Raw genomic sequence first — 20219 nt, 5'->3', positions numbered from 1 at the left:
TTCTGCTTGCCGCCGTCGATGTTGCCCTCGCCCCCGCGCACCAGCCCATTCACGCGCACACCCCATTGGTTGTCTTCGCCAAAGCGCCGACCCACATCCAGGTGCGTACCGAAATTGGCTTCACCCATGTAGGTGGTGGTCAGGCGGGTGAGCGGAATGTCTGCCGCGCGCTTGGTGACCACATTGATGCTGCCGCCGATGCTGCCACCGGGGCCCACGCCGTTGGCCAGGGCGCCCGGGCCTTTGAGCACTTCAACACGCTCGATCATCTCCAGCGGAACGCGGGTGGAAGGCGCCAGGCCGAACAGGCCATTCATGCTGATGTCGCCGTTGGACACCGTAAAGCCCCGCACCTGAAAGTCGTCGCCAAAGCCACCGCGCGAGGTCAATGTGCGCACCGAGGCGTCGTTCATCACCACGTCGGCCACGCTCAAAGCCTGCTGGTTCTGAATCAGCTCCGACGTGTAGTTGGTGGTGCTGAAGGGCACGTTCATCAGGTCGGTATTGCCCAGAATGCCCAGGCTGCCGCCACGTGCAAACTGACCGCCTGAATAGGTTTTTTGCAGACCGCCAATCGCTTCCGCTTGGTCGGAAACGACCACCTCTTTAAGCGCCGTGCCCGACGGGGCGGCACCTGCATTGGCGGTGCCAGCCGTTTGCGCCGCCACGCCTGCTGCGGCAAGCGCCAGACCAGCACCCAGGCACTGGCGAATCAGCAGTGCCAGCGGGGCTGGCGCGAATCTGTCTTTTGTGCGAGGGGTGGAGCCGGTCGGGGAGTACATGGTGGGGCCTTGAAGAAATCAAAAAAACGGGAAAAGCGGGCGAACAAAAGCCGGCAGGGCCGGCGGACTGCAGCGTGGCACCTCAGAGAGTCGGCGCCACGGGTTCAACGTTCAAAGGAACGCCAGCAGAAGATAACGATAATAGCAACGATTCTCATTATAATTCATAAGAATCGCGATAAAAAGCCGCTGAAGCGACAGTCAAAAGGGTATGCCTCCGTTCTGAAGGGTGCCGCTGCTGTGACCATGTGCGGCGAAAACCCGGCGCCAATCTAATCCCCGCGCACCGCAAACGCTGGGCGAGCGCCTTCAGCGCATCGCAAGAGATGGGCTACCTGCGGCCCGACCCTTCCGAGTGCCCTGAGCCGTGCGGCACGATAGGCGTCAGTTCTTCCGGTCGACAGGTCTCCTCACTATCGACCAATCGGATCCACATCCCGGTTCTGCGGATGATCACGTAGTCCACGCTGACGAGCCTGCCTTTGAGCATGAATTGGGTTCCGGGCTTGTAGAGGATCATTGTGGTTTGGTAGCGGGGAGCGGCGACGCGGCAATATCAGAAGTTGATAACCGATAGTGCCGGGATATCGCGCAGCACGCTGACGGGGGGCTGAAAAGCCTGCCTCTGCGATGGCTTGCTATTGACGAGGCACTTCGCTTGCCATCCACCGCCACCACCATCCACCCCATCGCGCAGAACGCGCGGGCAAAAAAAAGCCCGCTAGGAGCGGGCTTAACACTTGCATGGTGCAAGCGGGAGGGATGTCGAGAGGGAATCGACAAATGAATAGTAAAACCGCAACTTGTCCGCCCCTGTAGGACAGCGCCGAATATGCCGCGCAGTGCTCCGTAACTTCTGTTTCTGGGCGCAAAGCGAGGTGGCATCAAACGTTAAGCGCCATACATTCGGGCACACAGCGCCCCGTGGCCCTATCGGGTCAGGGCCGGTAGTACCCACTGAATGTGCTGGTCTTCCGCGCAGATCATCAGGCCGTCGGGGATGCGGTCGAACGGTTCGGTGCTCTCTACCATCAGGCTGCGCAGGTACCCGGGCTCGTGGGCTCACCAGCACATCACGAGCGTTACGCTCGGTCACGTTGGCACCTGAGGCGCTCGGGTATGGTGGTGGCCTCATCAGGAGGACCCCACATGATCAAAACTACTTTTGCAACCGCAGGCAGCGTCGCCATGGCCGCGGTGTTGATGATGACGGGCTGCGCAGGTTATGGGCAGGCCCCCGCATCGCCGCCGGCCAGCAGCCCCGGTGCAACCGCACCAGCAGCGCCCGCCGCCCTTTGCAACGCCCAGCCTGCGCAGGCTGCGGTGGGCCAAAGCAGCACGGCATCGGTCATGGAAACTGCCCGGGTGCGGTCGGGGGCGCAAATGGCGCGCATTCTTCGGCCGGGGCAGATGATCACCAAGGAGTTCAATGCCCAGCGGCTGAACCTGGAGGTGGATGCCAACGGCCGCATCCTGGCCGTGCGCTGCGGTTAACGCCCGACTGCCCAACCGCTGGGGCCAGGCCGCCAGATGCACTGGGTTTTCAGTCCGCCAAAAACAACTCTTGCAGGTTGCTCAAAAAGTCAAAACCCCGCTCTGTCGGGCGCACGTGGGCCGCATCGCGCTCAATCAGGCCCTTGCGCTCTGCTGCGTCCAGACCTTTGGCAATGGTGCTGATGGGCAGACCCGTGCGGTCCATGAAGTCCTGCAGCGCAAAACCGTCCCGCAGGCGCAGGGCGTTGAGCATGTACTCGAACGGCAATTCAGCACGCTTGACGTCTTCGTCCTGCGCCACTGCATGCCCCGCCAGCGCGTTGTCCATGTACAGCCTCGGCTCGCGAAAGCGCACTTGCCGCACCACCCGGTGCGCAAAGCTGAGCTTGCTGTGCGCGCCCGCGCCAATGCCCAGGTAATCACCAAACTGCCAGTAATTGGTGTTGTGAAAACACGCGTGTCCCGGCTGGGCATAGGCGGAGATTTCATACCGCGCCATTCCCGCCTGGCCGGTCATCTCGGTGATGCGGTCGAGCATGGCGTAGGCTTGGTCGTCCTCGGGGATGACCGGGGGGAACTTGGCAAAGTACGTGTTGGGCTCGATGGTCAGGTGGTAGATGGAGATGTGCGGGGGCTTCAAGGCCAGCGCCGTCAATATGTCCTGCTCCAGCTCCTGCAGCGTCTGGCCCGGCAGCGCGTACATGATGTCGAGGTTGAAGGTGTCAAACGCTTGCGCGGCCTCTTCGACCGCCGCCAAGGCCTGGGCGCGGTCATGCACGCGGCCCAGCGCCTTCAGGTGCTGGTCGTTAAAGCTCTGCACCCCCACCGACAGGCGCGTGACGCCCGCTGCGCGGAACGCGCGGAAGCGGTCTTTTTCGAACGTGCCGGGGTTGGCCTCCAGCGTGATCTCGCAGTCGGGCGCCAGCAGCAGGCGGGCGCGGATGTCGCCAATCAACCGGTCAATGGCGGCGGGTGAAAACAGGCTGGGCGTGCCCCCGCCGATGAAAATGCTGTGCACCGTGCGGCCCCAGATGAGCGGTAGCGCAGCCTCCAGGTCGGCCATCAGGGCGTCGATGTAACGCTGCTCCGGCACAGGGGTGCTGCCCGCAGCATCGCCGCCTTCGCGGTACTCGTGCGAGTTGAAATCGCAATACGGACATTTCTTGAGGCACCAGGGCAGGTGCACATACAGCGACAGCGGCGGCAAACTGGGCAGTTGCAGCAAACCCGGGCGCATGTAGTGCTGGATGTCGCGCACAGGAGCTGCAGTCGTTGCGGCAGGCGCTGGCTCAAGATGAATGGGAATGGTCATAGAACTAAAACTATCAAAACAATAGCAGCTTGCGCTTGATGAATAACGACTTCGATATCAAAACCATTTGAAGTCTTTGAATATCAAGCGCTACCAGCTCCTATTTTTATAGCCAGCGTGCGCGCATCAACTCCAGCATGTGCTGCGCAGAGCGCCCCCGGTGGCTGTGGGCGTTTTTCACCTCCACGGGCAGCTCGGCAAAGGTCTTGCCAAATTCGGGGATGAACATTACCGGGTCAAAACCAAAGCCGTTGCTGCCCCGGGGCTCTGTGGTGATCTCGCCGACCACGCGGCCCACGGCGATCAGCGGCTCGGGGTCTTGCGGGCTGCGCACGGCCACCAGCGTGCTGACCATGGCGGCACGGCGGTTGGCCACGCCCTGCAATTGCTCCAGCAGCGCACGCACGTTGTTGTCGTCGCTTTTCTCGTAGCCAAACTGGGTGCAGTAATACGCGGTGTCGACGCCCGGCAAACCACCGAAGGCATCCACACACATGCCCGCGTCATCGGCCAGCGCAGGCAGCCCGGTGTGGGCCGAGGCGAAGCGCGCTTTGGTTAGGGCGTTTTCGACAAAGGTGCGAAAAGGCTCCTCGGCCTCGCCCACGCCCAGGTCGGCCTGGCGCAGCAACTCCACGCCCAGTGGCGCAAACATGGACTGCAGTTCGGCCAGTTTGCCGCGGTTGTTGGATGCAAGAACAATTTTCATGGGTCAAATTGGCCTCTAGCGCTTATCCAATAAGCGCTAGCAGCTATCAATTAGTGAGTATCAGTGGATGGTTACGGGGTTTCCAGCAGTGCCCGCTGCTGCAACTGCACCAGCTCTGCAATGCCTTTTTCGGCCAGCACCAGCAGCTGGTCCATCTCGGCCCGGGTAAACGCCACGCCTTCGGCCGTGCCCTGCACTTCCACAAAATGGCCCGCACCGGTCATCACCACGTTCATGTCGGTGTCGCAGCTCACATCCTCGACATATTCCAGGTCCAGCAGCGGCGTGCCCTGAACAATGCCGACCGAGATGGCGGCCACCGGTTGCAGCAGGGGTGTCTGCGTGATCTTGCCGTTGGCAAGCAGCGCGTTGACCGCGTCCTGCGCAGCCACCCAGGCGCCAGTAATGGCTGCGGTGCGTGTGCCGCCGTCGGCCTGGATCACATCGCAGTCGAGCTGAATGGTGCGCTCGCCCAACAGCTTGAGGTCAAAGACGGCGCGCAGCGATCGACCGATGAGGCGCTGGATCTCTTGCGTGCGGCCGGTCTGTTTGCCACGCGCGGCCTCGCGGTCACTGCGCGTGTGGGTGGCGCGGGGCAGCATGCCGTATTCGGCGGTCACCCAGCCCTCGCCGCTGCCGCGCTTGTGGGGCGGCACGCGCTCTTCCACCGAGGCGGTGCAGAGCACCTTGGTGTTGCCGAACTCGATCAATACCGAGCCCTCGGCGTGCATGGTGTAGTTGCGGGTGATGCGCACGGGGCGCAATTGGTTGGCGGCGCGGTCGCCGGTGCGGACAAAGGTGGTCATGGTGTTCTCGGTGCAAAAAAGGCAGGGATCATGCATGACCCGTGACCCACGCAATGCGCGCGGCCCAAGGCCAGCGCCCGCCGCGCAAGGGCCGCCCCGCCGCGCTGGCGGTGTCCCCCTTCCCGAATCGTGCAGCGATTCGAGAGAAGGGGGAAGGCGCGCAGCGCCTCAGGGGGTTGTCATGCTTTTCTTGCAGCAGAGCGGCGAATGGCTTCGTTGATTTCGGCAATGGACCGCTCGATGGCGGCATCGTCCAGGTCGTCCACCAGCCCATCGAGCGGACCGGCCTGGATGGTGGAGGCAAACACGTCGTCGCTGATGCTGTCGGTCGACACCCCCTGGGTGGACTCGAACGCATCCGGCGTCTCCCATTCCAGGGCGATCACAGTGACGTTGTCACTGCTGTCCCCCGCCTTGCGCAGCGCTTCTTCCACCAGGTCGGGCACAGAATGCGACACCGTGTGGTGGGCCAGTTGCTTGGAAATCTCTTCGTCACTGAGCGTGCCCCACAGGCCATCCGAGCACAACAAAATGCGGTCGCCCTGCTCCAGATACACCGGGCCCGTGATGTCGTAGATCGGCTTGGTGGGCGACCCGAGGCAGGTGAACAAGACGTTGCGGTTGATGCGCTCCAGGCCAGGGGGTGGCGTGTTGCGCAGCTCCATATAAGAGTGGTCGCGGGTGCGGGTCAGCAAATCACCGTCACGCACCATGTACAAACGCGAGTCGCCGCAGTGCACCCAGGTGGCGGTGCCCCCTTGCAACACGGCTGCCACCAACGTAGTGCGGGGCGTGTCGAGCATGCCTTTGTCGGTGGCATAACGCAGGATCTGGTGGTGGGCCGCCAACAGCGCACCCGACAGAAACTCCTGCACATCCTTGAGCTGCGGTTTGGCCTGGCGCTGGAACAAGGCCGAGATGGTCTGCAGCGCGATTTGCGCCGCCACTTCGCCTTCGGGGTGCCCTCCCATGCCGTCTGCCAGCACAAACAAGCCCGATTCACGCGTGTAGCAATAGCCCATGCGGTCTTCGTTCCTCTCGCGGCCACCGCGGCGGCTGATCTGGAATACCGAGAACTTCATAGGGACTCACGCAAAAAACGATGCGCAAAGGCATCGTTCATGAACACATGCTTTGCCCGAACCTGCGCGGCGTGCGTCGGGTTCATTTGGGCTTGGCTCCGATGCCGGTGGCTTCACCCACCTTTTGCACATTTTTCTTGGTGTCAGACACGAGCGTGTCGAGCTGCAGGCGCATTTTTTCGCCTACGGTGAGCTTGGTGTAGCGGCGCTCGCCCTCGCGGCTGAGTTCTTTTTGCAAGGCAAACACCGACTGCGGACGCGAGAGCGGGTCGAGCGCCATGCACCACTCGACCACCTCGATGAGGTTGTCGGAATAGACCCCGCGCAGCTTGGTCAGCGCCAGCGACAGGCGGTCTTTTTCGATGCGCTGAGGCGCCTCGTTGGGCGGAAAGCCCTGCATGCAGGCGTAGATACACGCGCCGATGGCATAAATGTCGGTCCACGGGCCCATCGACGAGTCGCGCCGGTACATCTCGGGGGCTGCAAATCCGGGGGTGTACATCGGGCGGATGAAATTGCCTTCTTTGGACAGCACTTCGCGCGCGGCACCAAAGTCGATCATCACGGCCTTGTTGTCGTCGGTGATGAAGATGTTGGCCGGCTTGATGTCAAGGTGCAGCATCTTGTGCTGGTGCACGATGCGCAAGCCGCGCAGCACTTCGTCGAACAGCGAGCGGATGGTGGATTCGCGGAACACCTTCTGCGTTTTCAGGTCGCGCGCGGTGATGATGAAGTCCTGCAGGGTCGCGCCCTCCAGGTAGTTCATCACCATGTAGACAGTTTCGTTTTCGCGGAAGAAATTGAGCACGCTCACCACGGAGGCGTGCGAAATCTGCGCCAGCGCGCGGCCCTCTTCAAAGAAGCTCTTCAGACCCAGGCGGTAGAGAGACAACTTTTCGGACTGCACCTTGGGCAGCAGCTCGCCGGGCGCACGCGTGGCCAGCGACGAGGGAAGGTATTCTTTGATGGCAATCTGCTGGCCTTCGGCGTCTAGGGCCAGATAGACCACGCCAAATCCGCCGGAGGACAACCGGCGCACCACGCGGTAGCCGCCAATTGCGGTATCGGGCGGCAAAGGAGCCGGTTTGATTTTTGACATATTTTGCGAAGATGACTCGGGGGTAGAGCGGAACCCGGATAATCGCGGGATCGCAAGCAACCATCAAAAAGTCCAATGCCAGTTTACAGCATGACCGGATACGCCAGCGCACAGCATGGCGCGTCTGCCACTGGCGCTGAAACCGACGCCCGCACCGATACCCGTGCACTCCAATCCCGCAGGCTGGGGCTGGAAATCCGCTCGGTCAACAGCCGCTTTCTGGACCTATCGTTCCGCCTGCCCGACGAATTGCGCGCCATGGAGCCCGCCCTGCGCACTTTGCTGACCGCCCGCCTCAAACGCGGCAAGGTCGAAGTCCGTGCCGCTTTGGAGAACGAGGACAGCAACACCCTACAAGACCCGCCCGCACGCCTTCTGCAGCGTTTGAACTCCCTGCAAGACTCCGTCAAAGCCTGGCTGCCCAGCGCAGCACCGCTCACCGTCGCTGACGCCCTGCGCCTTTGCGCAAATGCCCATTCCGGCACCGACGACTGGAGCGAAGCCGTGCCAGCGCTGGCCGAGGAAGCGCTTACAGCCCTGGTTGCCGCCCGAGAACGCGAAGGCAAGCGCTTGGCCACCATGCTGCTCGACCGGGTCAAACAACTGCGCACTTTGGCACAACAGGCCGTGCCCATGGTTCCGTTGCTTGTCGAGCAGCAACGCTTGCGTTTTATGGAGCGCTGGAAAGAAGCCATGGCACTGACCGATGGCGCCACGTTGCCCGAGGCCGCCAGGGACCGTGCGCTGACAGAAGCGACCGCCTTTGCCATCCGCATCGACGTGGCCGAAGAAATCACACGGCTGGACTCGCACCTCGATGAAATCGAGCGGCTGCTGAAAAAGGGCGGCGAAGTCGGCAAGCGTCTCGATTTTCTGATCCAGGAGTTGCACCGCGAAGCAAACACGCTGGGCTCCAAATCCGCAGCACTGGACCTGACCCGCGTGAGCGTGGACATGAAAGTGCTGATAGAGCAAATGCGCGAGCAAGTGCAAAATATCGAGTAAGACTCATTTTTTGATAGCGCACGACGCACATCAACTATGGACTATCCAGGTAATCTCATCGTAGTGGCAGCCCCCAGCGGCGCCGGCAAATCCAGTCTGGTCAAGGCCCTGCTGGAGCTGGACTCCCACGTTCATCCGTCTATTTCGCACACCACGCGGACACCCCGCGGCCAGGAAAAACACGGTCGCGAGTATTTCTTCGCGTCGGAGTCCGAGTTCGACGCCATGATCCAGGGCAACGCGTTTGTGGAATGGGCCCATGTCCACGGCAACCGTTATGGCACATCCAAAAGAGCCATTGAGGAGCGCATTGCCCAAGGTTCGGATGTCATCCTCGAAATCGACTTTCAGGGTGCTTTGCAGATCAAGCAGGCTTTTGCCAATGCGGTGCTGGTCTTCATCCTGCCGCCCAGCTGGGAGGAGTTGCGCTCTCGCCTTGAACGGCGGGGCGAAGACTCTCCAGATGTCATCGAAGTGCGCCTCAAGAATGCCGCCATCGAGATGGCGCAGGTGGAAAAATTCGACTTCGTTATAATCAACGAGTTGTTTGAGCGCGCGCTTTTCGACCTGAAAGCCGTAGTTCACGCCCAGCGACTCAAGTACGCCGCACAGCGCCGCGCCCGTGCTGACACCTTCCAGTCGCTCAATATCACCTGAATCCCCGGAGTAAATCGATGGCCCGCATCACTGTAGAAGACTGCCTGGAAAAGATCCCCAACCGCTTCCAGCTCGTGTTGGCCGCCACTTACCGCGCTCGCATGCTGAGCCAGGGCCACGCCCCCCGCATCGAAAGCCGCAACAAGCCCGCCGTGACCGCCCTGCGCGAAATCGCCGAAGGCAAGGTCGGCCTGGAAATGCTCAAGAAGGTTCCTGGTTGAGCATTTTTCTGGGTAACGCCCTCAAAGAGCACCGCGGCTGCGGTGCTTTTTTTTGCCCCACGGCGGCCTGATGCCCACCCGCGCTACATTTAAGGCATGAACGCGGTGCTCAATTCACCTTCTGCAACGCCATTCCGGGCTGGCGATTCGCCCATGCCTGGAAGCCTTTCGGCCGCCGCGGCTGCCGCCAACGCAGCTGCGGCCAGCTTTGCTGCGCTGACGGACAGCCTCGACTATTTGGACGCATCGAGCATCGAACAGGTTCGGCAGGCATACCGCTTTGCAGACGAAGCGCATCTAGGCCAGCTGAGAAACAGCGGCGAACCGTACATCACCCACCCCATCGCTGTGGCCGCACAGTGTGCGACCTGGAAGCTGGACGCACAGGCCTTGATGGCAGCCCTGCTCCATGACGCCATGGAAGACTGCGGCGTCACCAAGGCAGACCTGATCGACCGCTTCGGCGCACCAGTGGCGGAGCTGGTGGACGGGCTGACCAAGCTCGACAAACTCCAGTTCAACACCCGCGAAGAAAACCAGGCCGAGTCGTTTCGGAAAATGCTGCTGGCCATGGCGCGCGATGTGCGCGTCATTCTGATCAAACTGGCGGACCGCACGCACAACATGCGCACGCTGTCCGACATGCCACGCAGCAAGTGGGGGCGCATCTCTTCGGAAACGCTGGAGATCTACGCACCGATAGCGCATCGGCTGGGGCTGAATCAGACCTACCGGGAACTGCAAGATTTGTCTTTCCGACATTTGCATCCCTGGCGGTACGCAACGCTTTCCAAAGCAGTCAATAAATCGCGCAACCGCAGGCGTGATTTGGTACAGAAGGTGCAGACTGAAGTGGATGCCGCTTTCTCAAAGATCGGCATGAAGGTGCGCCTGGCAGGTCGCGAGAAGACCTTGTATGCCATCTATCAGAAGATGGATTTCAAGCACCTGAGTTTTGCCCAGGTGACGGATATTTACGGGTTTCGGGTCATTGTCCCTTCGGTAACGGACTGCTATACCGCGCTGGGCGTGTTGCACCAGATGTACAAGCCTGTGCCTGGCAAGTTCAAAGACCACATCGCGATCGCCAAGCTCAACGGCTACCAGTCTCTGCACACCACGCTGGTGGGGCCCTCGGGCGTGAACATCGAATTCCAGATGCGCACGGATGAGATGCATGTGATCGCCGAGGCCGGCGTAGCCGCGCACTGGCTGTACAAAGCACAGGACGGCGACGGCACCTCGGCCGAGCGGCTGGGTACCAAATGGCTGCAGTCGCTGCTCGACATCCAGAACGAGACGCGCGATGCAGCCGAGTTCTGGGACCACGTGAAGGTGGACCTCTTCCCCGACGCGGTTTATGTCTTTACGCCAAAGAGCCAGATCATGGCGTTGCCGCGTGGCGCCACAGTCGTTGACTTTGCCTACGCCATCCATAGCAATGTGGGGGACAGAACAACGGCGGCCAAGATCAACAACGAACAGGTGCCCTTGCGCACCGAGCTGAAGAACGGCGATGTGGTGGAAGTGATCACTGCGCCCGTTTCGACCCCCAATCCGGCGTGGTTGGGGTTTGTTCGAACGGGCCGCGCGCGCTCAAAGATTCGGCACTATCTCAAAACCCTGGCACAAGCCGAATCAGAAGGCTTGGGCGAAAAACTCCTGACCCAGGCCATTCGCGCCGAAGGGCTGGAGCAGCTGCCAATCCTGGATGCCACCACGCAGCCCCTATGGGACAAGCTGCTCCGCTTCACGGGAAACCGGACGCGCAGCGAGCTAATGACGGATCTCGGCCTGGGCAAGCGCATTGCAAGCATCGTGGCGAAGCGCCTGATGGTGTTGATGTCGGAGCACGGCCATCGCCCCGATGCCCTGCTCATGTCACGGGAGCGCTACACATCGCATGAGACCCTGTCCCAAGGAGCTGTGACGCTCGACGGAAGCGAAAACGCGTCCGTACAGTACGCGTCGTGTTGCCGCCCCGTGCCTGGAGACAGCATTGTTGGCTACCTGGGACGCGGCGAAGGCTTGGTGGTCCACAACGTTCATTGCAGCGTCGCCAAGCGACTTCAACACAAGGACAGTGAGCGATTTATTGCGGTGGACTGGTCCGATGAACCCACGCGGATGTTTGAGACCGGAGTGGTTGTGACGGTCACCAACGGCAAGGGCGTACTCGCCCGGGTGGCGGCGGAACTGGGAAGCTCGGAGGCGGATATTACGCACGTGGACATGGACGATGAGGCTGCGCTGGATACGACCGACCTGCGATTTATTGTGGCAGTGCGTGATCAAGCCCACTTGGAAACCGCGTTGCGCAACCTTCGGCGCACGCGGGCTGTGATCAAGGCGGTTCGGATCACTCCGCAAGCCTGAATTGGTCACACCACACCGTACCGTACGAAGCAGCGATGTCGCGAGCAGCTGTGTAGCCGAGATTTGAATTGTCTCGACTACTTTGCAGGATCCAGTCGCGGCGGATATTGCACACTCAAAATTTCCAGATTCCGAACACCACCCGGCGTTGGTAGCTGGACTTCATCGCCTACGCGAGCCTTGAGCAACGCTCGTGCAACGGGCGCAATCCAGCTCACTTGCGCCACATGGCTGTCGGCCTCGTCGATGCCCATGATGGTGATAGCCCGTTCGACACGCTCATCATCCACATAGGTCACCGTCGCCCCGAAGAACACCTGATCGCTTCCTGCGTGGATGGTAGGGTCAACCACCTCGGCAATTTCAAGTCGTTTTGTCAGAAAGCGGATGCGACGATCTATCTCACGCAAACGTTTTTTGCCATAAAGATAGTCCCCGTTTTCGGATCGATCACCGTTGCTGGCCGCCCAGTGAACGATATCGACCATCTTGGGACGTTCGTTGTCGATCAGATCCAGCAACTCCGCGCGCAAACGAGCGAATCCTGCGGGGGTAATGTAGTTCTTGCCCCCAACGGGCAGTGGTGGCAGCGCTAACTCGTCATCATCGTCAGCGCCATCGGTTTCTTTGGTGAAAGCCTTGCTCATTTGCCAGCGTCCTCCGATAAAGACAAAGCCCACAGACAAATGAAAAAGCCTGCAATCTTGCGATTGCAGGCTTTAAACATTGGTGCGGCTGGCAGGAATCGAACCCACGACCCCTTGGTTCGTAGCCAAGTACTCTATCCAGCTGAGCTACAGCCGCTAAGCTTAGAATTATAGCATGATTTTTTGATTGCTCTAAAAATCTTTGCCTTGTTGGACTCTTTGCCGCTTCAGCAGCAACAACTCCAACCCAATTCAACGCAAGCCAAGATTGTAGTGCAACCCCTAGTCACAAAATCCGAATCGCATAGATTGCGGCGAGAAAAAAGTGACGATCCTAGGGTGCAACCACGCAACGGATGAATGGTAGGGCGTGTTGGACTTGAACCAACGACCAAAGGATTATGAGTCCTCTGCTCTAACCAACTGAGCTAACGCCCCAAGCCATGCTCCAGCGCTATACAACGGGGCAAGCGCCGTATTGTAGGGGGTTTACTTGCGGTAACTCAGTGCGTTGGAGACGAGCTTGGACGTGATGTCCACGATCTGAATCATCCGGTCATACGGCATGCGCGTAGGACCAATCACCCCCAGTGTTCCGACTACCTTTCCATCGACCTCGTACGGTGCGCTGACTACAGAGAGTTCCTCAAAAGGAACCACATGGCTTTCGCCACCGATGTAGATACGCACTCCCTCCGCTTGGCTCGATATGTCCAGAAGCCGCAATATCTGCGTTTTTTGCTCGAAAAGGTCAAAAGCACGTCGCAGGTTACCCATGTCGTTGGAGAAATCGCTTACCGCCAACAGGTTGCGTTCACCAGAAATCACGACCTCATCCTGCGCCTCAGAGAGCGCTTCTGAACCCACGTTCACGGCCGCTTGCATGAGGGAGGCAATCTCGCCGCGCAACAAATCCACCTCGGACTTCAGACGCTCACGCACCTGCTCCATCGCCAAGCCGGCATAGTGGGTGTTGAGGAAGTTCGACGCCTCAATAAGCTGAGACTGGGAATAGTCCACATCCGTGAAGATGACCCGATTTTGCACGTCGCCTTCGGGCGAAACAATGATGACCAGAAATCGTCGCTCGGAGAGTTTTAAAAACTCTATGTGGCGAAACACAGAGGTCCGCCGCGGCGCCATCACCACCCCAACGAACTGCGACAGGTTGGACAACAACTGCGCCGCGTTAGCGATCACTTTCTGAGGTTGCTCGGGGACTAGATGTGCATGCGCCAAAGGGTCTCGCTGCACTGTCAACATCGTGTCCACGAATAAGCGATAGCCACGCGCTGTGGGTATCCGTCCAGCCGAGGTATGCGGGCTCACGATGAGCCCAAGCTCTTCGAGGTCCGACATGACGTTGCGGATCGTGGCAGGCGACAGATCAAGCCCCGAGGCACGGGACAAGGTTCTGGACCCTACGGGTTGTCCGTCGGCAATGTAGCGCTCGACCAGGGCTTTCAGCAACAACTTGGCACGGTCATCGAGCATGGAATGATTTTAATGATGTAATTTCGTGATGACGTCCAAATTCCGCCATGTCGCGCTTATAGGTAAGTACCAGACCTCATCCTCAAGCTCACTAGGCGACAGTTCTCGTCAAGCGTTGGAGGACATCGCCCACTTCCTGGAACAGCAGGGGTGCACAGTGTCTCTGGAGATAGAGACCGCCAGCAATACCCGACTGACGCAATACCCTGCGCTGAATGTAGACGACATTGGCACCCAATGCGATCTGGGTCTGGTAGTAGGGGGGGATGGAACGATGCTCGGCATCGGTCGACGGCTTGCCCGGTTCGGTACGCCGCTGATAGGCATCAACCAAGGTAGGCTCGGCTTCATCACTGACATCCCGTTTGATACCTATCAGACGACGCTGCCGCCGATGCTTCAGGGGGAGTATGAAGAGGACCTGCGCCCTTTGATGCACGCTACTGTCGTACGCGATGATCGGGTGGTTTTCGAAGCTCTTGCAATGAACGATGTCGTCGTGAACCGAGGCGCGACGTCAGGCATGGTGGAGTTGCGCGTGGAAGTTGACGGGCGATTTGTCTCCAATCAGCGTGCAGATGGGCTCATCATTGCCTCGCCTACGGGCTCAACGGCGTATTCACTGTCGGCGGGAGGCCCCATGCTTCACCCATCAATCCCTGGCTGGGTGCTTGTACCGATTGCGCCACACACCTTGTCCAACCGACCCATCGTGCTCTCTGATGCGACGGAGGTAGTGGTCGAGGTCGTCAGCGGCAGAGACGTCAGCGCGAACTTTGACATGCAGTCTCTGGCCTCGCTGCTACACGGGGACCGTATCTTGGTTAAAAGGTCCGAACACTGCGTGCGGTTCCTGCACCCTCAAGGTTGGAACTACTTTGCAACCTTGCGCAAAAAGTTGCGCTGGAACGAGGGAGGCTCTTGACCATGGCACTCAGACGCATCACTTTGCGTGATTTTGTGATTGTGGAGGCATTGGAGCTTGAGCTAGGTAGTGATTTCACTGTCCTGACCGGTGAAACCGGTGCTGGCAAATCCATTCTGATTGATGCGCTGCAACTGGCATTGGGCTCGCGCTCTGATTCGGGTCTGGTGCGTGAGGGTGCGCTGAAAGCAGACATCTGCGTGGAATTTGACTGCCCAGCCCATACGCATCCATGGCTTGACGAAGCAGGTTTCGAGGCGGAAGACTTGCTGCTGTTGCGTCGCACAGTGGATGTACAAGGAAAAAGTCGAGCCTGGATCAATGGAACCCCCGCAACGGCAACCCAACTGCGGGCATTGGGAGATATGCTGCTCGACATTCACGGGCAACATGCTTGGCAAAGTTTGACGCGCCCGGAGTCGGTCCGTGGTCTGCTGGACGCTTTTGCGGGAATCAGCATCGCGGACGTGTCTGCGCGATGGGCCACGTGGCGCTCAGCCCAGAAAACTTTGCAGCAGGCGCAGCAGGCGCAGTCCACACTGCAGCAAGAGCGGGAGCGCCTGCAATGGCAAATCGGCGAAGTAGACAAACTCTGCCCTGCCGACGGTGAGTGGAGTGACCTGGATGCCCAGCACAAACGGCTGTCACATGCCCAGGCATTGCTGGAGGCGGCTGGTGGAGTGATTCAAACCCTCCAGGAGGACGAGACAGGCGTCCTCGCGGCCCTCGCTCACGCACATGCACTCCTCCAGGCACAAGAGCACGTTGAGCCCGAGTTTTCAGGCTTTGCTGACATCTTGTCGTCCAGCTTGGCACAGGCCAGCGACGTCGCCCATTCGCTGCAGTCTTATCTCCGGCATGCCGAAGTCGACCCGGAGCGCTTGGCGGAACTTGACGCTCGTTTATCGTTGTGGATGACACTGGCGCGAAGATACAAGCGCCCACCAGGCGAACTGCCTGCGCTGCTCCAAGGATGGAAGTCGGAACTGCAACAGCTGGATGCGGCCACTGATCTGGAAAAACTTTCGGCCGCAGAGACATCCGGTGCAAAGAGCTTCCAATCGGCAGCGCGATCACTGTCCCTGGCCCGCGCGAAGGCGGCTCCAAAGCTTTCGAGCGCCATCACGCACGCGATGCAAGGCCTAGGCATGGAGGGCGGTCAGTTTGAGGTGTCTTTATCCAAAACCGCAGAGCCCGCCCCCCATGGAGTGGACGAAGTAGTTTTCTTGGTGGCCGGACACCCGGGCATGACTCCCAAACCCATCGGCAAGGTAGCGTCAGGCGGGGAACTGTCTCGCATCTCCCTTGCGATTTCGGTAACCACCAGCGAACTGGGCATGGCGCCCACGTTGATTTTTGACGAAGTGGATTCGGGTGTTGGGGGCGCTGTTGCAGAGACCGTAGGACGCTTGATGCAACAACTCGGAGCCGACCGCCAAGTGCTAGCGGTGACACATTTGCCTCAAGTCGCCGCTTGTGCCAACCATCACCTCAAAGTAGCAAAGAACAAAAGCCCCAAAGGCACAACCAGCACAGTGCAAACGGTGACTGGCGACCGCCGTGTGGCAGAAATTGCACGCATGCTGGGTGGCGAGCGCCCCACTGATACCACACTAGCCCACGCGCGTGAGATGCTAGATATGACATCAAAAATTATGGAGAAAGAAGCCTGATGGCCCTCGAAATTGTCCTGATCACAGGCATGTCAGGGTCCGGCAAATCAGTGGCGTTGCATGCACTGGAGGACGCTGGCTATTACTGCGTGGACAACCTTCCGCCAGAACTACTTCCAGCTTTTGTTGCCCTGGAACATCGCCACCATGGCAACCGGGTGGCGATTGCCATGGATGTACGCAGTGCCACATCACTGCACCAAGTGCCCCAAGAGCTAAACAGACTTCGCAGCCAGGGTGTGTCAGTGCAATCCATCTTTCTAGACGCCACCATTGACACCTTGGTCAGGCGATTCTCAGAAACGCGGCGTCGCCATCCGTTGTCGCATGACGATTTGCAACAGGGCAGAAAGGCCTTGGTGCAGATCATTGAGCTGGAGCGCGAACTGCTGGCAGATCTGCGAGAACAATCGCATGTGATCGACACAAGCACCATCAGGGCGTCGCAGCTACAAAGCTATGTCAAAAGCCTGATGACCACCTCGCGGGGCCAGTTGACCTTGGTATTCCAGTCGTTTGCTTTCAAACGCGGCATACCCATGGATGCAGACTATGTCTTCGATGTGAGGATGCTTCCCAACCCCCACTATGAACCAACGCTGCGTGATCTCACAGGGCTGGACGAGCCTGTTGCAGACTTTTTACGCCAACATCCAGACGTCGATTTGATGCGAACCCACATCGCTCAGTTTCTGGCGCACTGGTTGGAGTTGCTAGACCGCAACCACCGCAGCTATGTCACCGTTGCTATTGGATGCACAGGTGGGCAGCATCGATCTGTCTACTTGGTGGAGCGGCTTGCCGAGGTTTTCAGTGATCGCTGGACCGCTCTGAGGCGGCACCGAGAGTTGGATGGGCGATGAAAAACCGGGGGGCCTAAATTCAAGGCACTCACAACAGCGACGCTTGTGTACCGCTCAGCAGTTTACGGACAGGTGTTGGCAGCCCAACCCTGTCCCATTGATCAGGAGATAGCCATTCACCCTCACCTAGCGGTCGATCTAGCTGCACGCCTCGAATGGCGACGGGGTGAAGATGCAGGTCTCTGTGCGTGAGCACATGGAGAAACGGTGGCAGCTCTTCGTGAACGAGCTGCAGTGAATTTCCTAAGGTCGCCACAAATGCCGCCATCGACGACACATCCGGGAAAACTGGGACGCAGTGCATACCTGCCCAAATACCTGTGGGCGGACGCCGCTCCAACCACACGCGTCCTTGTTGATCCTGCAGAACCAACAACTGCCAGGACTCGGACTTACGCAACAACCTGCGCGTTTTGACGGGATACCGTTCGGGCGCCCCTTCTTTTCGAGCTGCACAAAGCCCGCTCAACGGACATTGGTCGCACCGTGGCGCCCGCGGTGTGCAAATAGCGGCCCCTAGGTCCATCAAACCCTGCGTATACCGAGGCATGGCGGTTTCTAGATCTTGCTGTGGCAGCAACGATTCTGCGTGATCCCAAAGCAGACGCTCGTTTCGGGCTGACGCCAGGTCCTCTTTGAACCCCAGTACGCGAGTAAGAACCCGACGAACGTTAGCGTCCAGGATGGAAACTTGCTGGGAAAAGCAAAATGCCGCTATGGCACCAGCTGTAGAGCGCCCAATACCCGGAAGCAAAACCAACACTTCCGCCGTCTTGGGAAAGGCACCGCCGTGCTCGGACACCACCATCTGTGCGCAGCGATGGAGATTGCGTGCGCGGCTGTAGTAACCCAAGCCACTCCACAACCCCAGCACTTCGTCCTGGGTCGCCTGAGCCAACACGGCGACATCGGGGAATCTGTCCAGAAACCGTGCGTAGTAATCGAGCACCGTGTTCACCTGCGTCTGCTGCAGCATGATCTCCGACAGCCAGACCCGATAGGGATCTCGGGTCTGCTGCCATGGCAGATGATTGCGCCCATGCGTAGCCTGCCACGCAACTACGCGCTCCGCCACCGAAGCGCCACCGACAGCCACGGTCATGCCGGCAGGAGTTGCTTGTCAGAGGATGCCGACTCGAGCCCGGGCACAGCAATGAGTTGAGAGGTCAGCTGTTGCAGCTTCTGCTCCAACTGGATCAACTCGTCCTCGCCCGCCTCAATTTCGGCAATTCGTTCTACCAAGCCACTGGCCGCTTGCTGGATCCGATCAACGGCTTCGATGCGACGCGCGAAGCTCCTGCGCCGCTCGCGCAACTGCGCGTCCAACTGCGCGGTGGCAGACTTGCTCCACAGTTCCAGATCGTTTGCAGCAGACTCGTACACCGTGCGCAGACGCATCGCCAAAGCACGAACCAGTCGTTCCGCAAATTCAGGCTGCGCCAGTTTGAGCGCATTGCCCATGCCAAGGTACTGCAAATGGCTTTGCTCAATCTGATTCAGATCGTGCGTGAAGTGCTCTAACTGCGGCGGTGGTGGCACCTGTAAAGAGAATCCATATTCGGCATTCAATTGGCGGAACGTCCCGCCCAGCATCGCCTGAATTTCTGTGCCTGAGGCCTGCGCCTTGTCCAACGTACCGCGCAATTTATCAAAGGTCTGGATGTAAATTTTCTTCACCCCCAGCTTGAGACCCTTCTGCTGAAGGGTTTGCGCCAACTCTGCCAATTCGACTTTGAGGGCCTTAGCGCCGAGTTGCTGGAAAACATCCCGCAAAAGTTTGAGGTGCACGGCGCGAACAGCCTGAATCTTCGCGGTGCTCAGGTCAAACTCACGTTGCTCTTGCTCAACGCGATGGCGCATTGACTCAATCACCGACGCATTTTTGCCACGCAGACTGCGCAGTTCAGCCATCTGATCGTCAAGATCACGGCGACGGATATTGATCACGCGCGACGTTTCACTACGCAGGCTTGCCACGCCCGTGGCCACTGCCGCCCGGAGAATGGACTGACGTCGACCCATGATGCCTTTGGCCAGCGCCTCTTCCAGCACCGGCAATCCACTGGTCTCCAGCAGCACATCGTCCGCAGTGATCTTGGCAACCAGTCCTTTTTGTGCCGACACTGGCACGACCCTGTTAAGCGGTACACCCAGCATCTCTGCGGACGTGCTGCATTGGCGCTCCAACTGCGCCTGCACTTGCTCTGCGGAGTTGAGCGTGTCCCACAGCGTGTCGATCTTGTTCAACACGACCAGCCGTGCATCCATGCTGTCGGTCGATATGGCCAAGTGTTCTCGCCAGATGGAAAGGTCCGAACGTGTGACTCCCGTATCAGCACTCAGGATGAACACCACCGCGTGCGCCTGCGGTATCAGATTGACGGTGAGTTCTGGTTCTGCCCCCACGGCGTTGAGACCGGGGGTGTCCAAAATCACCAAACCCTGCTTCAGTAAAGGGTGAGGGATATTGATGATGGCGTGGCGCCACATGGGCACCTCGACCAGCCCCTGGGCGTCCGGCACCGGATTCTCATCGGTCAAATCATCGTGCCAAAACCCTAGCGCGCGGGCATTGTCCAGACTGACCTTGCGAATCTCTGCAACTTTCTCCAGCGCCTTCGCGATCTGATCTGCATTGCTGACATCCAGCGGGATCTCCTGCCACCGGTCTGGTTTGACGCGCCACTCCGCCAAACTCTGCATCTGCAGACGCGTTTCAATAGGAAGCAACCGAAGACTGGGCGCCACATGCGCGTCATAGCCCAGTTCAGTAGGACACATGGTGGTCCGCCCGGCACTCGCGGGCATGATGCGGCGCCCATAGTCGGCGAAGAAGATCGCATTGATCAGTTCAGACTTGCCACGGGAAAACTCTGCGACAAATGCCACCATGACTTTGTCACTGCGAACTTGTTCCTCCAGGCGCTGCAGCCGCTCTTGCACCGCCGCATCCATGAGTTCGTGCGACGACATCCACTCGGCCAAACGCTTGAGCTGCTGGGCGAACTCGCGCCGCCAGACGCCATGCTGGTCGAACTGTTCGTTGAATGAAGGTCCCACTTTGCTCCCAGAGATCT

18 protein-coding genes and 2 tRNA genes are annotated in these 20219 nt (G+C 59.4%); 8 read left to right on the top strand and 12 right to left on the bottom strand.

What is annotated here, in order from left to right:
* Positions 1-782 (bottom strand): TonB-dependent receptor plug domain-containing protein (locus ACK41V_RS03190; RefSeq protein WP_409777689.1); only part of this gene is annotated, 782 nt, incomplete at its 3' end.
* A gap of 1149 nt (positions 783-1931) precedes the next feature.
* Here ACK41V_RS03190 and ACK41V_RS03185 point away from each other — a divergent pair.
* Positions 1932-2276, top strand: a complete 345-nt coding sequence (locus tag ACK41V_RS03185; RefSeq protein ID WP_409777687.1) for an I78 family peptidase inhibitor — start codon at positions 1932-1934, stop codon at positions 2274-2276.
* A gap of 49 nt (positions 2277-2325) precedes the next feature.
* Here ACK41V_RS03185 and hemW read toward each other — a convergent pair whose 3' ends face one another.
* The 5 genes from hemW to ACK41V_RS03160 form a co-directional block, all read right to left on the bottom strand.
* Positions 2326-3588 (bottom strand): radical SAM family heme chaperone HemW, encoded by a 1263-nt coding sequence (gene hemW, locus ACK41V_RS03180; protein WP_409777684.1) that lies wholly within the window; start codon positions 3586-3588, stop codon positions 2326-2328.
* A gap of 106 nt (positions 3589-3694) precedes the next feature.
* A complete protein-coding gene (gene rdgB / locus ACK41V_RS03175) occupies positions 3695-4294 on the bottom strand; it encodes an RdgB/HAM1 family non-canonical purine NTP pyrophosphatase (protein WP_409777681.1) in 600 nt (199 codons plus the stop codon).
* 71 nt (positions 4295-4365) lie between these two features.
* Complete coding sequence (gene rph / locus ACK41V_RS03170) at positions 4366-5100, bottom strand: ribonuclease PH (protein WP_409777678.1); 735 nt, start codon at positions 5098-5100, stop codon at positions 4366-4368.
* A gap of 179 nt (positions 5101-5279) precedes the next feature.
* Positions 5280-6182, bottom strand: a complete 903-nt coding sequence (locus tag ACK41V_RS03165; RefSeq protein WP_409777675.1) for a PP2C family protein-serine/threonine phosphatase — start codon at positions 6180-6182, stop codon at positions 5280-5282.
* Positions 6183-6264: 82 nt separating this feature from the next.
* The gene (locus tag ACK41V_RS03160; protein WP_409777672.1) at positions 6265-7281 is read right to left on the bottom strand and encodes a serine/threonine protein kinase; all 1017 of its coding nucleotides are present in this window, start codon (positions 7279-7281) and stop codon (positions 6265-6267) included.
* 75 nt (positions 7282-7356) lie between these two features.
* On the opposite strand from ACK41V_RS03160, the gene ACK41V_RS03155 reads away from it, so the two are divergent.
* From ACK41V_RS03155 to ACK41V_RS03140, 4 genes are all read left to right on the top strand, one after another.
* Positions 7357-8286: a YicC/YloC family endoribonuclease gene (locus tag ACK41V_RS03155; protein WP_409777670.1), complete on the top strand. Its 930-nt coding sequence runs from the start codon at positions 7357-7359 to the stop codon at positions 8284-8286.
* Positions 8287-8322: 36 nt separating this feature from the next.
* Positions 8323-8943, top strand: a complete 621-nt coding sequence (gene gmk, locus ACK41V_RS03150; RefSeq protein WP_409777668.1) for a guanylate kinase — start codon at positions 8323-8325, stop codon at positions 8941-8943.
* A gap of 17 nt (positions 8944-8960) precedes the next feature.
* Positions 8961-9164 carry a DNA-directed RNA polymerase subunit omega gene (rpoZ, locus tag ACK41V_RS03145; protein ID WP_005794722.1) on the top strand — a complete coding sequence of 68 codons (204 nt, stop codon included), beginning with the start codon at positions 8961-8963 and terminating at the stop codon, positions 9162-9164.
* Between the two features lie 96 nt (positions 9165-9260).
* Positions 9261-11540, top strand: a complete 2280-nt coding sequence (locus ACK41V_RS03140; RefSeq protein WP_409777662.1) for a RelA/SpoT family protein — start codon at positions 9261-9263, stop codon at positions 11538-11540.
* Between the two features lie 77 nt (positions 11541-11617).
* Here ACK41V_RS03140 and greB read toward each other — a convergent pair whose 3' ends face one another.
* The 4 genes from greB to hrcA all read right to left on the bottom strand — a co-directional run bounded on the left by greB (position 11618) and on the right by hrcA (position 13681).
* Positions 11618-12187, bottom strand: a complete 570-nt coding sequence (gene greB, locus ACK41V_RS03135; RefSeq protein WP_409777659.1) for a transcription elongation factor GreB — start codon at positions 12185-12187, stop codon at positions 11618-11620.
* 80 nt (positions 12188-12267) lie between these two features.
* Positions 12268-12344, bottom strand: a tRNA-Arg gene (locus ACK41V_RS03130).
* A gap of 204 nt (positions 12345-12548) precedes the next feature.
* Positions 12549-12625 (bottom strand) — tRNA-Ile (locus ACK41V_RS03125).
* Between the two features lie 51 nt (positions 12626-12676).
* Positions 12677-13681 (bottom strand): heat-inducible transcriptional repressor HrcA, encoded by a 1005-nt coding sequence (gene hrcA / locus ACK41V_RS03120; protein WP_409777656.1) that lies wholly within the window; start codon positions 13679-13681, stop codon positions 12677-12679.
* Between the two features lie 28 nt (positions 13682-13709).
* Between hrcA and ACK41V_RS03115 the strand changes: the two genes are divergently transcribed.
* From ACK41V_RS03115 to rapZ, 3 genes are read left to right on the top strand one after another with little or no spacing between them, the layout of a single operon-like run.
* Positions 13710-14606: an NAD kinase gene (locus tag ACK41V_RS03115; protein ID WP_409777654.1), complete on the top strand. Its 897-nt coding sequence runs from the start codon at positions 13710-13712 to the stop codon at positions 14604-14606.
* A gap of 2 nt (positions 14607-14608) precedes the next feature.
* Entirely contained in the window at positions 14609-16279 is a 1671-nt protein-coding gene (gene recN, locus ACK41V_RS03110; RefSeq protein WP_409777651.1) for a DNA repair protein RecN, read from the top strand.
* Positions 16279-17142 (top strand): RNase adapter RapZ, encoded by an 864-nt coding sequence (gene rapZ, locus ACK41V_RS03105; RefSeq protein WP_409777648.1) that lies wholly within the window; start codon positions 16279-16281, stop codon positions 17140-17142. Before recN ends, rapZ begins: the two co-directional genes overlap by 1 nt.
* A 28-nt stretch (positions 17143-17170) precedes the next feature.
* Here the strand turns inward: rapZ and mutY are convergent, their stop codons facing one another.
* Positions 17171-18244 carry an A/G-specific adenine glycosylase gene (gene mutY / locus ACK41V_RS03100; RefSeq protein WP_409777645.1) on the bottom strand — a complete coding sequence of 358 codons (1074 nt, stop codon included), beginning with the start codon at positions 18242-18244 and terminating at the stop codon, positions 17171-17173.
* Entirely contained in the window at positions 18241-20202 is a 1962-nt protein-coding gene (locus tag ACK41V_RS03095) for a dynamin family protein (RefSeq protein ID WP_409777642.1), read from the bottom strand. Before ACK41V_RS03095 ends, mutY begins: the two co-directional genes overlap by 4 nt.
* Positions 20203-20219 lie beyond the last annotated feature (17 nt).

The organism is Acidovorax sp. (assembly GCF_046291265.1).
Classification (GTDB): domain Bacteria; phylum Pseudomonadota; class Gammaproteobacteria; order Burkholderiales; family Burkholderiaceae_C; genus Acidovorax.
Note: the sequence above shows the minus strand (reverse complement) of the source record. Positions and strands in the feature narration are given on the sequence as shown.